The following is a 13,211-nucleotide window of genomic DNA, read 5'->3' as shown; positions in this document are numbered from 1 at the left end:
TGTGAGGAGAGTGAAACGTGAGCGTTGCAATCATTACTGGCTCGGCGGGATTAATTGGCTCGGAGGCTTGTAAGTTCTTTGCCAAACAAGGCTTAGACATAGTTGGCATCGACAACAATATGCGCCAGTTCTTTTTTGGTGCCGATGGTTCTACCAACTGGAACCGCCAACAGCTAGAAAAATCTTTGGGAACCAAGTATTATCACTTAGATGTTGACATTCGCGACTACGAAGCTATTACCAATATTTTTCAGCGGTACGGAGATTCGATCGAGCTAGTAATTCACACAGCCGCCCAACCGAGCCACGATTGGGCGGCTCGCGCCCCAAAAATAGATTTTACAGTAAACGCTAACGGTACTCTCAATCTTTTAGAAGCAACTCGCTTGTACTGTCCCAAAGCAGTTTTCATTTTTACATCTACTAATAAAGTATACGGCGATACCCCCAACAACTTGCCTTTAGTTGAATTAGATCATCGATGGGAAATAGAAGCAGGTCACACTTACGAAAACGGCATTCGGGAGGATATGTCGATCGACCAATGCCTGCACAGTTTGTTTGGTGCTTCTAAAGTAGCCGCTGATATTTTAGTGCAAGAATACGGTCGATATTTTCAGATAAACACCGCTTGTTTTCGCGGCGGCTGCCTGACGGGGCCAAATCACTCTGGAGCTCAACTGCACGGCTTCCTCGCCTACTTGATGAAGTGCGCCGTGACGGGAACTCCCTACACAGTGTTTGGCTACAAAGGCAAGCAAGTCCGCGATAACATTCACAGCGCTGATTTAATTTCGGCATTTTATGAATTTTATAAAGCTCCCAGAAGCGCCCAAGTTTATAATACAGGAGGAGGTAGATACAGCAATTGTTCGATGTTAGAAGCCATCCAGATGTGCGAGGAAATTGCGGAACGTACATTTAATTGGACTTATGCTGAAGGAAATCGCATTGGCGATCACATTTGGTGGATTAGCGATAATTCAAAATTTTCCAGTCACTATCCTGACTGGAAAATGAAATATAACGTTAAACAAATCCTACAGGAGATTTATGAATGTAACCGCGAACGCTGGCTGAAAGAGTGATCGCAGGATTGAACGGGTACAAAAAGAATGTGCTGGCAATTTTTGTAAAAGACCTCTTGCATTCAATCGCCGATCAGATTAAATTATCTGCGTCGATTAGTGTTTATCCACTTAAGATCTGCGGTTAACAGATCGAATATTTGTGCAAGAGGTATAAAGAATTGAAAACAAAGTTAAACAAATTTTAGAGGATATTTATGAGTGTAAGTGTCGTTGGCTTAGAGAGGTCTTCCAATATCGATTTAGGAAAAAAAAATGTACTCGGCATATTAGTAAATGCCGTTAATTATGAAGCGGCTGTTAGCACAATTATTGCGGCAGCCAACGCCGGAAAACCACTGTCAGTTTCGGCTCTAGCGGTTCACGGGGTAATGACTGGGGTGCTTGACAGCACTCACCGCTATCGGATCAATCACATTGATTTAGTATTGCCAGACGGACAGCCGGTCAGATGGGCGTTAAATTTGCTCTACAATACGGAATTGCCCGATCGAGTTTGCGGGCCAAATGCGATGTTAAAAATCTGCGAGCGCGCCGCCGAAGAAGGATTATCTATCTATTTGTACGGCTCTCAAGCTTCTGTACTGGAAGCTTTATCTCGCAATCTCTGCCAGCGTTATCCCAAGTTAATTATTGCTGGAACTCAGCCTTCTCAATTTAAGCAGGTTTCGCCGCAAGAAAAACAGGACATTGCCGAGAAAATTCGCAACAGCGGTGCAGCAATTACTTTTGTCGGTTTGGGGTGTCCGCGACAAGAAGTTTGGGCTTACGAATACCGAGATGACTTATCAATGCCGCTGATTGCTGTAGGTGCAGCTTACGATTTTCACGCGGGTAATTTGGCTAAAGCTCCTGAGTTTTTATCTAAGATAGGTTTGGAATGGCTGTTTCGGATGATTAAGGAGCCCAGGCGTCTCTGGAAGCGGTATGTATTGTTGAATCCGCTTTATATTTCGCTGTTTTTGCTGCAAGCTTTGAAAATCAAAAAATTCGACCCCAAAGATGCCACGCCGCCTGTGAAAGAAGTTTTGTATGGTTGAATTTATTCTGTTGTAAATTGTTGATTTTCACAAATAAAAAGCCAAAAGCCAAACCTAGAAATAATAATTAATTATTTTGACTTTCGACTTAAAAATTGTGACGATTTAAATCTAGAATTAATGGGTTGTTGTCAAGAAATTTTGTTTGGCTTGCTTTGTAATGTTGTTTCCAATGGCATCGGCATTATATATTTGAATTGTCTGTAAGTGCCAGCACCTTAAGAGCGATCGCGATTCAGCGCGCCAAGAGAGGCAATGCAGAGGACATTGGTTTGTCGTTGTTGCGGCCGGAAACTTCCCGGATTCCGCAGCGGCTTTTTAGTCGTGCGACCGGAGAATTTGCGATCGCCCCAGACAGCGGAACTTTAGCCAATCCCCAAGCAGACGGCATCGCCATTTTATCCTTGACACCAAACGTCAAACCTTTAGACTTCATACCATCATTTCGGAGAGTATTCAGCTTCACACCCGACGGCTGAGAATCGGCAATGCTGAAGTACAACAGCGATTTTACACAGTCAATTTTTTTAGTAACAAATCAGGAATTGCAAAAAGAACTAATCCGCACCACCGGAGAATTGATTGATCGACTGTCAGTTTGACCCCAGAACTCCTCAGCTTTACTACTTTTTAACCAGACGGAAGCCTGGGAAAGATTTTTCCGAACAATTCACCCTTGAAGCAATTGATTTGCAGACATTTGCAGTACAACCGCTGTTAGTTTTGCCCGACCAAGTGGAGACAAAAATGAGCCTGTCGCCCGACGGGATAGAATTGCTGTTAGACCGGGTAGTGGCAAAGAAATCGGAACCGGTCGCAGGAGATTTGAGAAGCAATGACCCAAGTGCGATCGCCCTTTCAACTCTAATACTTTTCAAATTCAAAAATGCACCGGCCTCTAATAATTATCCCTCACCTCAAGAACTGCGTCTAAAAGGATGTCGCCCCTGCTGGCTGCCCTAAAAAATAAAAAATTAGATAGGTTTGTAGTGAGGAAGACTGTCCTATTTTTGATGAATAAATCAGAACTATTTCTTCTGAATGTAGGCTTAATTCCAATCAAATCGCCAGACACGACATCAAATCATGTCCGGTCGATTAGCATAACAAAAACAGTTCGTAGTGCGGACTTGACTCCAGGGCCTAGGAGTGGAGTCAAGTCCGCACTACGAACCCTACTTATTGCGGTCAATAGATCAGACACGACATCAAATCTCGAACCCACATTTTTCTTCAGGCAGCTTTTCTCATCGACATTGAGTTATCAGCAACCCGCTGCATATGTTCTGCACGAGCTTTAAAAGTTTTCTCAAATGTGTGCTTTTGGGCAAACCTCAGCGACTTAAAAGACATAGCTTTGATGACTTCTCGGTTGTAGCTGAGTTGAATAATTTTCTGCGCCATCAGTTTAGGTTTATCCATCGGTACAATCCATCCCGTTTCAGACATTTCTGAAATTCCCTCGAATGCTTCGTTAGCATAGCCTACGATCGGCACTCCGCAAGACATTGTTTCTAAATAAGTACACGAGGGGTCGCCCTGCCGGTGACAGCACACAAACAAATCGATATTGTCCTTAACAAAGGGGAAAAACTCGGTCTTAAAGTCCGGGACACCAAGCATTTTCACGCAATTCTGAAGTTGATGGGCTGCTATGGTGTGGTGCATCATTTTTTCTAAGTCGCCAGCACCGCTAATGAACATTTCAAAATTTGCTCCCCGTTTCTTAAGTTCTAGAGCAACATTCAGTAAATGATCGGCTCCCTTCATTTTAATCAGGCGGCCTGAGAACAGCAGCCGCAGAGGCATATCTTCTGAGCGGTTGTGAGTCCGCATTTCAATATCCCTGTCAGTTGCTAGCATATCTTCGCTAATCCGCGTGTCAAAGAAAAGCATCGAATTGCGATTGAGGTTCAAGTAGTCTTTATAGGTAGGAGTACCGTTGCACTGCAAACCATCCGCAGTTGCGATCGCCGCCCGCTGCTGAATTTCTTGATTTTTTTCCCAAGCCATTCTCCGCAAGCGTACAATCGGGTTTTTGGTATTCACGCTCGCAATTTGTTTGCGAGTTTTCAGAGTATATTCAGAAACGTAAATACATGGCACTCCAGCTAAGTTGCAAATATTGCTGATATGGTTTTGTCGGTATCCTGGCACTGCCAATACCAGCGAAGTATTGTGTTTGTGCAACAAAGCAGGCGTGATTAGATCGAAGGAAATCACTTCTAATTTGAATGGTAGTTTATCGATATCGAAAACTTTGCAATCGAGATTATTGTTACCTGTTTGGGTCTCTTCCATCATCACTGTAATCGAACCATCCCAATACTTGGTTAATTCGACAACGGCCTCGTCCAGCTTGCGGGTGAGTAAAACTTGGCCCTCTGGCAAGAGTTTCGCTGATAGGGGTTGTAAAATAGTCAAATTGTTGTTGGAAAACATAGATGTACCTTCTTTTGTATGGAGTTTTCTTTTGGTCGTTTGTCTGCATTAATGCTTGTAATTGCTCGGATAGCGCTAGATAGAAGCTATGTAAAACTGTAAGATTGCTTCCTTGCACCGAGATATTAGCAATGACATATCGCCGGTGGTTTTCCACCTCGACATGAAGCTAGACAATTAAAAAATGAGATTGAGAAAATTAGAGTTTCTACTCGTTAATCCGGTTGCGAAACTCAAAGCTTGCCTTGCTGTTATTGAAGTTGAAAGTTCTTAAGATAGCGGATTGATATCTCTCAGCTTTAGGAGCCTCAACTTAATTCCTAAAAAAGCTAATTCTACGTACTGATAAATTCACTAAAGATTCGATGGGCTGTTGCCTCGAAATATAACAGACAGTCAGAAAATCGCATGGGAAAGTAACGTAAAGAAGCAATATGATACTTCTTATCACTTTGGATTACTCGTGGTGACTGATTTCAAATCTAGTTCGATCGATCTATTGCGTTCTGGCCGTCCGTTGTCCGTGTCATTAACAATAGGCGCATCCTAAAAAAACTGTAAACAGCAGGCCGGATGCCAGGTCTACAAGAATTATTGGATATGTTTAATGTTTCTGGAACGTCACACCAGTCAAAAGGTTTATCTGAACCGAATTTGATATTTAAACTTCAAACCGAGCCCGTCTTTTATGTGAATCTATTATCCGAGAAATTACCTATAACTGTCAAGAGGTTTTTGCTAACTTTATCGATCTTTTACAATTAACCACTTAAGTAACAAGTTATTGCTGTTTTAGGCTTGATTTTTGTCAAACTAACTGCGACTTTAGATATTTATACTTATGTCGTAGATTTATCAGAGCCTTCAACTTATAGTCCAAAAGGCAAAAAATGGTTTTACACGTTATTGTAACACCGTGAGGTGCTTCAGCCGGGAGGCTACATAATTAGGTTGAAGTTAGCTCTGACTTAGCAGTAATACAGGACAGATGCCATAAATTCTTGTCAGCCCTATATATATAGTGCATAATTTCCGTCTTACCGATAGAATTTGATACAAGTGTGGAACGCTAGAAGTGCGTGATAGGGGTTCGGTGAAGGGTAGGGAATCGCCGTTCTAGAAGGCAACGAGACCAATCATTTAAAAAATCAAGATTTATTCCAAAACTTTATGAAATATTTATATAAATTTGTGTAACACCAATAGCATTCACATTATTTATAATAATGTTGCATTTGTTCACAATTAAACAAACAAAAAATAAAAAGGTAGGAGTGACTTATAGTCTGTCTCCAAAAGGTGAGGAGTCAGTCGATTTGAGATTGGGGGATTGGGGGATTGATACCCGATCTGGCGATCGCACTGCGATATGTAGAGTGGACGGCACCAGACTTTCTGTGGGTGCGCCCCCAGCGCACCTTACCGCGCTTTCTCTGTTTGCTAGTGCGAAGTGTTGGGGCTGAACTGTTCTTTAATGAAGCGGATATAAAGGTGTTTGAACGCTGACTTAATCACCCGAGGCATACCAAAGTCGATCGGGATCATGCTTTCTGGCAACTTCCAATCCAAAACCTTGAGAGTTTCCGGGTGCGACAGGGGAAAATCGAGATCCTCTAAATTCGAGCAAAGTCCCAATCTCATCGCCGCAGCCACAGTCGGAACCAGCGCCGGATCGACATTAATGATTTCCACTAAAGTTCTGTCCAGCGCAAACACATCACTCGACGCGCCCAAAATCCCCAAAAACTTAGGTTCGCCGCCGCTTGGCCCGTTACCTTCGTGACCGATAATTCCATCCAAAATTGTCAAATTTGGGTTAATTGCCCTGGCTGTTTCTACCAGCATTTGACCGAATCTGGCGCTATCTTTGCCAGCTTCCATGTGCCACCAAGCCTTCATTTTGCCGGGGACGCAGCCGAACAAATTTTTCACGCCCATTGTCACGGTTAATTGTACGTGAGATTTGAGTTTGGGAATATTAATTACTACATCTGCTTCCATTGCTTCTTTGCAAATTCGGAGATGGTTGAAATCTTGGCTGACAGTTTCGTAGCGTTTTCCTTGAAACTCAACTACTGGCAAATTCAGTTCTTCTAACAGCGGCAAATAACCGTTGGCTTTGGCTACACCCATCGCGCTGCCAAAAGCCGGACTGTCGCCTAAGAACGGTTTTCCGCCAGCTTCTATGACCATTTTCGCCACGCAGTAAACCAATTCCGGGCGGGTGACGCATTCTTTGGTGGGGCGAGAACCGGTGAGGAGGTTGGGTTTGAGTAAAACCCGATCGCCCGATTTGACAAAAGCCGACATTCCGCCCAGGGGTGCGAGCAAATTTTCTACAGATGTTTGCAGGATTTGGCGATCGTATGAATTGGCCTTAATTAAACTAACAGAAGACATGATGTTATTGGTTATTGGTTATTTGTTATTTGTTATTTGAGATGGGGCATTAGTAATTGATAATTGGTAATTACAACAAATTACCAATGATTAATCCTCATATTCAATCCCCCATGCCCCATGCTCCATTAAGTATTCATCGGCAATCTGCCAGAAGCAGCCCGCTGCATCGTACTAACTCGCATAGAATTAGAGAAAATTCCTTGGCCCTGAAGTTCCGGGATAGCAGGTTTAATTTCCACTTTTATCAACCGGGCAGTGCAGATAAAAACCGTTTGATCGACTAAATGAAAAGTCAACCAAGGTTGATTTAACAACTGCAGCACTTCCTCTTGAAATTCTGATGCCGGGATAGGAATTGTAAAGGTTTCCGTGTGACCTTCCACATAATGAAATGTCACTTGAGTTGTGTTCTCTTTATCTTGAGTTAATTGGCCAAAGGAACCTGCGCGCATAAATTTTGCTCCTAAACTTGAGACTCTGAAAGAATACTGCCATCTTGTGGCTAAGCATTAGCAGATGATGTTGGCATCGCACTCATTTTCTCTAAATCTAGAACTTTTGCCAAGTCTTCTTCACTCATTAAACCGCGTTCTAGGACAATTTGCCGCAAAGATTTGCCGGTTTCGAGAGATTCTTTGGCGACGGCGGCGGCATTGAGATAGCCGATATGAGTGTTGAGGGCGGTAACGAGGGCGAGACTGCCTTCTGCGTAAGCGAGACACCGATCGCCCTTTGCTTCAATTTTTTCGAGGCATTTTGTGCTTAGCGCGCTGATGGTATTGCCCAAAATTTCGATGCTGTGAATCAAATTGTAAGCAATTAAGGGCATCATCACGTTTAATTCTAATTGTCCCGCTTGGGCTGCAAGGGCGATCGCGCTATCGTAACCCATAACTTGAAAACACACCATCGAAGTCATTTCTGCCATCACAGGATTGTATTTTCCAGGCATAATTGACGAACCAGGTTGCACCGGAGGCAGTTGAATTTCCTTGAAACCCGTTTTCGGCCCAGAGTCCATCAAACGCAAGTCATGGGACATTTTAACGCAATCCTGAGCGAGATTTCGCAGCGCACCGGAGACATTTACAAACGGTGCCATACTCTGCATAGCTGCCATTAAATGCCTTGCTGGTTTCAGGGGGCGATCGATTAATTCTGAGAGAATTTCAGCAACTTTTTGACAGTATTCAGGGTGAGTATTTAAGCCTGTTCCAGCGGCGCTTCCCCCCAATCCCAGGGAAGTTAAATCATCGGATGCCCTGTCAATTCTCAAGGTATGTTCCCTGAGAATTTGCGCCCAAGCGCCGAAGGTGTCGCCGAGTCGAACCGGCACAGCATCTTGCATATGAGTGCGGCCAGATTTAACAATATTTTTGAATTCTTCTGCTTTATTTTCTAGGGCGACTATGGCCTCAGACAAAGCCGGAAATAGAGTTTTTTCCAAGGCCAACAATCCGCCGATCCGAATCGCCGTCGGAATCACATCATTGGTTGATTGACCGTAGTTTACATGATCGTTGGGACTAACGCGCTTGTAGTTGCCTTTTTCATCGCCCATAATTTCCAAAGCGCGATTGGAAAGCACTTCATTAACGTTCATGTGGTGAGAAGTTCCCGCGCCTGCTTGGTAGACATCAACTACAAATTGATCGCGCAAATTTCCTGCTAAAACTTCATCGGCAGCTTGGATCAGTGCTTGACTAATATCTTCAGGAATGCAGCCGAGTTTACCGTTGGCGATCGCCGCAGCTTTTTTAATTAAAACGCAAGCATCTACATAAGTTGATAAAGGTTTGATACCGCTAATTGGAAAATTTTCAACGGCGCGCAGAGTTTGAATGCCGTAGTAAACGGTAGATGGGATTTGTTTGTCTCCCATTGAGTCGCTTTCGGTGCGGTAGGTAATGGCTGGCTGTTGCGTCATATCGTTTGGTTTGTGATAATTACGAAGTATACAATTTTTTTTGTAACTGCGTGTTCTGGGTGTTTTTACTTTACCGCACCCGCTGGCGACTGGAGGGTAATATGTAATATCATGTCCAGCGATTACCACAACAAAAATGGATCGCGCGTGCGGACTTAAGTCTGCCGCCGGAGAACGGACTTAAGTCCGCACTACCAACCAAATCTGATCGTTGTCAATCAACCAAATAGGATCTGGTTCCCCATCGCCCAAAATTATCCCACATCCTAGGGTTGAATCTCCAATCTAGAATCTCAAATCAAGTCTGGGGCGAGGGCGAGGGCGAAAGGGCAGTTTACAAAAAGCTAAAATTGTTCTGCAAGGGCGATCGCGCGCCGACAAAAATGTTTAGCTATAATTGTACAAATGAATCATTTCATATCAAATCCTCTCTTCATCGGAATAGTACATTCACTGTTGACTGTTAACATCATGTATGAGTGCAACCGGAATTGATATCACGCTAAGAGTGAAACTCCCATGAACAAACCAGCAAAAACTTTCAAACAGCTAAATGTTTTAACGATCGGCTTAAGTGCCTCTGCAATTTTTCCGGCTTCAGTAAACGCTATCTCCAGCATTGTCCCCTCCACAGCAATCCCGGAACAATCGGCGATTTTAATGGCTCAGCGACAGCAGCAAATTAAGTTTAAAAGAGGTGCTAGTTCAGGGGAAGTAAAAGGAGGAGTAGCCCGGGGCGAAGTCATGATTTATTTGATCGGGGCCCAACAAGGTCAAAGGATGAATCTAGAGATCCAATCAGTAGAAGGAAATGCTGTTTTTAAGGTTATCGATCCGAATACAAACCCCTTAGCTGAAGAAAAAAGAAGCTGGTCGGGAGAATTGCCCCAGACGGGAAAATATCAGATAGTCGTCGGTACAGAACGAGGCGGTGCAAGTTACACTTTATCAGTTTCGATACACTAATATTTCGATGTTTCCTTAAGGTTGTTAAATCCTGTCAGGTATCGCATTACCTAAATTCCCGAAACTCGGTGTCTGTAACCCCCGCCCCGTCTCGAAGATGACAGCGCTAGGAGCACGATCCTCTTGGGCTGGCTGCTAACTGCGGTTAATTGCAGGAATTGCAGATGGTTTTAGCGATCGATCTGCGGTTTTTGTGACAAAATAGATTGTAGTATTAATTTTTTAGGAGTTTTCATGGCTCGTTTCAATCAAATCCTTGTCCTCAGTGCCGTCACCCTTGTAGCTTTAGCTGGTTGCGGCGAGAAGCAAGAAGCATCCACTCCGCCAACCTCACCTCCACCGGTTACTTCTACGACTACCACTGTCACCACATCTGAGAAACCAGCATCTACTGCTAACTATCCAGAGTTAATGAGTGTAGTTACTAATACCAAAGCAGCAGTTGACACTGGTGATTTTGTTAAAGCTAAAACCGAATTTGACAAGTTTGAAACTTCCTGGAAGAAAGTCGAAGATGGCATCAAAGCTAAGGAACCTAAAAGCTACGATACCGTTGAAGAAACTACAGAAAAAGTAACAGACGAACTCAAAAAAGCTAAGCCTAGCAAAGACCTAGTGCTAGCTCAATTGCAGTCGCTAGAAAAGACCATCGCTAGCATTCCTAAGTCCTAGATTTAAATGCTAATTTGAGTGTTTGTTTCTAGTGCGGCGTTCGCCGTAATTGCTCAGAAACAAACACTCAATGCTCCATCATTATAGCCTTTCTGTGTTCTCATGTGAGGTACTATCGGGCCTAGGGCATAGGCCTCCGTGGGCATAGGCCAAACCGGGCATACCTCACTTTTTTGAGAACCGCTATATATAAGTTGAGTATTTCTAAGTTTTCAACCCTTATGAAAAAAGCATTTCGCAAGTACCACCGCATTCTAGCCACAATCGTTTTTTTACCAATTACCCTCACGGTATTGACTGGAATGGCAGCAACGATGGGCAGGGAGTGGCCGATTAGCACAGGAATTTCAACAAGATTATTGTTGAAAATTCATACAGGTGAAATTTTTCACCTGCAAGCAATTTACCCGATTTTAAATGGATTGGGAATGCTTGGCTTGCTGGTGACAGGTTTAAGTATGTCGGGTTTGTTTGGCAGAAGAAAGCAGCCAACCTCTAACGATTAAAAGCAAAGATACGAGCAACTGATGAAGGACTTGATGACGACTCTTGAACCGGGTAATTTTAGGGTGGCAAATATGAGCTTAAAAATCAAAACAAATAACCTATGTACGGTTCCGGTTCATCGTACCGTAACTGTATAACTAGATTGCTTCATTTTGTAACAAAAGTTCAAGTTCCGCATCCCGTAAAGTTGTTATATTTGGGTTGCCAAAACAATTTTGAAGCGGGCGCACTGTCAAACATTATGTCGCGTTACCCAAGCATAGATAACGTTATTAGCCTCCAACAGGCACTAGAAGGAATAATTGTTGAAGATTTAAAAAAGCTCAAAGCATTATTACCCGATCCTCGTAAATTAACCCGTAAAGCGGATCTTGTTGATGGAATTAGATCGCAATTGCTGGGAGATCACCTTCGGATAGTGTGGGCGAAATTAGACGACCTCCAAAAAGCGGCTGTAGCTGAAGTTATACATGGAGAGGACGGCTATTATTTTCCTGAGATATTTAGGGCGAAATACGGAGAATCAGCAAATTTTGGAACAATCGATCGCTATGGAACTAACAGAGAACCATCACTGTTATGCTTGTTTATTTATGGCAACCAGATTCCTTACGATCTACAAGAAATATTGCTGAAATTCGTGCCAAAGCCCAAAAAAGCGACCTTGGATCATAGTGGTGAAACAGTAAAAAATCATGTTAAACTCAGCGTCCAAAGATATAACTACAGTACAAGGGAAAAAGATATAGAAGAATACGATATTCCCTTGACTTCTTGTGAAACACAGTTGGCAGCTACAAAGGATTTAGCGGCTGTTTTGCGTTTGATTCAGTCGGGAAAAGTTACTGTTAGCGAGAAAACTGCTTTACCTAGTGCTGGAAGTGTAAAAGCGATCGCCTCTATATTGCTAGGCGGTGATTTTTATAATGAGGAACAGCGTCAAATTACCCTAGCCAAGGATAGCGACTATGATGATGAAGTATTCGCTGAACTCGGTAGCATCAAGCCCTTTGCTTGGATAATGATAGCGCAAGGGAGCAAGTTCGCGGAACGATCGGGCAAAAAGCTAGTTTTGACGAAAGCGGGACAGAAAGCTTTACAAGAATCACCCGCCAAAGGTTTACAGACAGCATGGAAGCGCTGGTTAAAGACAAAAATCTTTGATGAATTTCGCCGCATTGATGCGATCAAAGGACAAACCGGGAGGGGTTCAAATGGGATGACGGATGTGGCGTGGCGCAGAGATGCGATCGCCTCTGTGCTCGCAGAATGTCCTGTGGGTAAGTGGATTTTATTTCATGACTTTAGTAAATATCTAGTCGCAACAGGCCATAGCTTTGATGTGACTGAGGAACCCTATTATCTGTATATTGGTGAAGCTGGGTATGGAAACTTATCAGAATTGGATGGCCATAGTTGGCCGATTCTGGAAGAACGATATATGCGCTGTTTTTTGTTTGAGTATGCTGCTACTTTGGGCATAATTGATGTTGCATATGTCGATCCGTTCCTCATACCATGCGATTATGACTATCTTTGGGGAACGGACAATCTGGAATTCCTGAGTCGTTATGATGGCTTAGTATATTTTCGCTTGACGAGTTTGGGGGCTTACTGTTTGGGCTTGACGGATCAGTATACTCCGCCAGTAATTGAGGTTCGTCAAACGCTCAGGGTATTGCCGAATCTAGAAATTATTGCGGCGGGAGATGGTGTCGAGACATCTGATGCGATCGTCCTGGATATCTATACTAAAAAGGTGTCAGATGTTGTGTGGCGACTCGATCGCCCAAAAATCTTCGCAGCCATTGAAAATGGATATCCATTAGCAGAGTTTACAGAGTTTTTGGATGCCAGAAGTATTGAACCGCTACCGCAAACTGTGCAGCAATTTCTAACGGATGTTACAGAGCGATCGAATAGCGTGCAAGATATAGGTAGTGTCAGGTTGATCGAATGTACTACCGCCCATTTAGCATTGCTGATTGCGAATGATTCCCGTACTAAAAAGTTCTGTCAGTTGGCGGGCGATCGCACTTTAGCAGTTCCATTGGGCCAGGAAACTAAATTTCGCACCGCCCTGCGGCAAATGGGCTATGTTTTACCCCAGAGTGATAAATAAGTTGTGGCATTAGAATTGTCTACTGTGGCGGGCTCTGGGGCCCA

Annotated in this window: 12 protein-coding genes; 8 read left to right on the top strand and 4 right to left on the bottom strand. The window is 43.5% G+C overall.

The genetic code is table 11. The annotated features are described in order from the left end of the window. The first annotated feature begins 17 nt into the window (after positions 1-17). The 4 genes from QUA97_RS01450 (at position 18) to QUA97_RS01435 (ending at position 3,091) form a co-directional block, all read left to right on the top strand. Complete coding sequence (locus QUA97_RS01450; protein ID WP_194067432.1) at positions 18-1,088, top strand: NAD-dependent epimerase/dehydratase family protein; 1,071 nt, start codon at positions 18-20, stop codon at positions 1,086-1,088. A 197-nt stretch (positions 1,089-1,285) separates the two neighbouring features. Further along, positions 1,286-2,128 (top strand): WecB/TagA/CpsF family glycosyltransferase, encoded by an 843-nt coding sequence (locus QUA97_RS01445; RefSeq protein WP_194067431.1) that lies wholly within the window; start codon positions 1,286-1,288, stop codon positions 2,126-2,128. 197 nt (positions 2,129-2,325) lie between these two features. Next, positions 2,326-2,607, top strand: a complete 282-nt coding sequence (locus tag QUA97_RS01440; RefSeq protein WP_194067430.1) for a hypothetical protein — start codon at positions 2,326-2,328, stop codon at positions 2,605-2,607. A 103-nt stretch (positions 2,608-2,710) separates the two neighbouring features. Then, complete coding sequence (locus QUA97_RS01435) at positions 2,711-3,091, top strand: hypothetical protein (RefSeq protein ID WP_333192394.1); 381 nt, start codon at positions 2,711-2,713, stop codon at positions 3,089-3,091. 270 nt (positions 3,092-3,361) lie between these two features. Here QUA97_RS01435 and QUA97_RS01430 read toward each other — a convergent pair whose 3' ends face one another. The 4 genes from QUA97_RS01430 to QUA97_RS01415 form a co-directional block, all read right to left on the bottom strand. Beyond that, positions 3,362-4,570, bottom strand: a complete 1,209-nt coding sequence (locus tag QUA97_RS01430) for a glycosyltransferase family 4 protein (RefSeq protein ID WP_333192391.1) — start codon at positions 4,568-4,570, stop codon at positions 3,362-3,364. A gap of 1,440 nt (positions 4,571-6,010) precedes the next feature. Further along, positions 6,011-6,970: a DUF362 domain-containing protein gene (locus QUA97_RS01425; RefSeq protein WP_194067427.1), complete on the bottom strand. Its 960-nt coding sequence runs from the start codon at positions 6,968-6,970 to the stop codon at positions 6,011-6,013. 128 nt (positions 6,971-7,098) lie between these two features. Then, complete coding sequence (locus QUA97_RS01420) at positions 7,099-7,425, bottom strand: hypothetical protein (protein WP_194011807.1); 327 nt, start codon at positions 7,423-7,425, stop codon at positions 7,099-7,101. A 50-nt stretch (positions 7,426-7,475) separates the two neighbouring features. Then, positions 7,476-8,900: an aspartate ammonia-lyase gene (locus QUA97_RS01415; RefSeq protein ID WP_194067426.1), complete on the bottom strand. Its 1,425-nt coding sequence runs from the start codon at positions 8,898-8,900 to the stop codon at positions 7,476-7,478. Positions 8,901-9,419: 519 nt separating this feature from the next. Here QUA97_RS01415 and QUA97_RS01410 point away from each other — a divergent pair. From QUA97_RS01410 to QUA97_RS01395, 4 genes are all read left to right on the top strand, one after another. After that, the gene (locus QUA97_RS01410; protein WP_333192386.1) at positions 9,420-9,866 is read left to right on the top strand and encodes a hypothetical protein; all 447 of its coding nucleotides are present in this window, start codon (positions 9,420-9,422) and stop codon (positions 9,864-9,866) included. 234 nt (positions 9,867-10,100) lie between these two features. Beyond that, positions 10,101-10,538, top strand: coding sequence for a DUF4363 domain-containing protein (locus tag QUA97_RS01405; protein ID WP_194067424.1), 438 nt, complete (start codon positions 10,101-10,103; stop codon positions 10,536-10,538). A gap of 221 nt (positions 10,539-10,759) precedes the next feature. Further along, positions 10,760-11,044: a peptidase gene (locus QUA97_RS01400; RefSeq protein ID WP_333192382.1), complete on the top strand. Its 285-nt coding sequence runs from the start codon at positions 10,760-10,762 to the stop codon at positions 11,042-11,044. Between the two features lie 242 nt (positions 11,045-11,286). Beyond that, positions 11,287-13,167, top strand: a complete 1,881-nt coding sequence (locus QUA97_RS01395) for a hypothetical protein (RefSeq protein ID WP_333192379.1) — start codon at positions 11,287-11,289, stop codon at positions 13,165-13,167. The last annotated feature ends 44 nt before the right edge of the window (positions 13,168-13,211 follow it).

It is taken from the genome of Microcoleus sp. CZ3-B2 (assembly GCF_036705055.1).
Taxonomy (GTDB): Bacteria; Cyanobacteriota; Cyanobacteriia; order Cyanobacteriales; family Microcoleaceae; genus Microcoleus.
This window is presented reverse-complemented; position numbering and strand designations above follow the sequence as displayed.

Coding starts and splice junctions, on each gene's coding strand:
- QUA97_RS01410 (WP_333192386.1), top strand. CDS start 9,420: ATGAACAAACCAGCAAAAACTTTCAAACAGCTAAATGTTTTAACGATC.
- QUA97_RS01395 (WP_333192379.1), top strand. CDS start 11,287: ATGTCGCGTTACCCAAGCATAGATAACGTTATTAGCCTCCAACAGGCA.
- QUA97_RS01400 (WP_333192382.1), top strand. CDS start 10,760: ATGAAAAAAGCATTTCGCAAGTACCACCGCATTCTAGCCACAATCGTT.
- QUA97_RS01430 (WP_333192391.1), bottom strand. CDS start 4,570: ATGTTTTCCAACAACAATTTGACTATTTTACAACCCCTATCAGCGAAA.
- QUA97_RS01420 (WP_194011807.1), bottom strand. CDS start 7,425: ATGCGCGCAGGTTCCTTTGGCCAATTAACTCAAGATAAAGAGAACACA.
- QUA97_RS01445 (WP_194067431.1), top strand. CDS start 1,286: ATGAGTGTAAGTGTCGTTGGCTTAGAGAGGTCTTCCAATATCGATTTA.
- QUA97_RS01405 (WP_194067424.1), top strand. CDS start 10,101: ATGGCTCGTTTCAATCAAATCCTTGTCCTCAGTGCCGTCACCCTTGTA.
- QUA97_RS01415 (WP_194067426.1), bottom strand. CDS start 8,900: ATGACGCAACAGCCAGCCATTACCTACCGCACCGAAAGCGACTCAATG.
- QUA97_RS01425 (WP_194067427.1), bottom strand. CDS start 6,970: ATGTCTTCTGTTAGTTTAATTAAGGCCAATTCATACGATCGCCAAATC.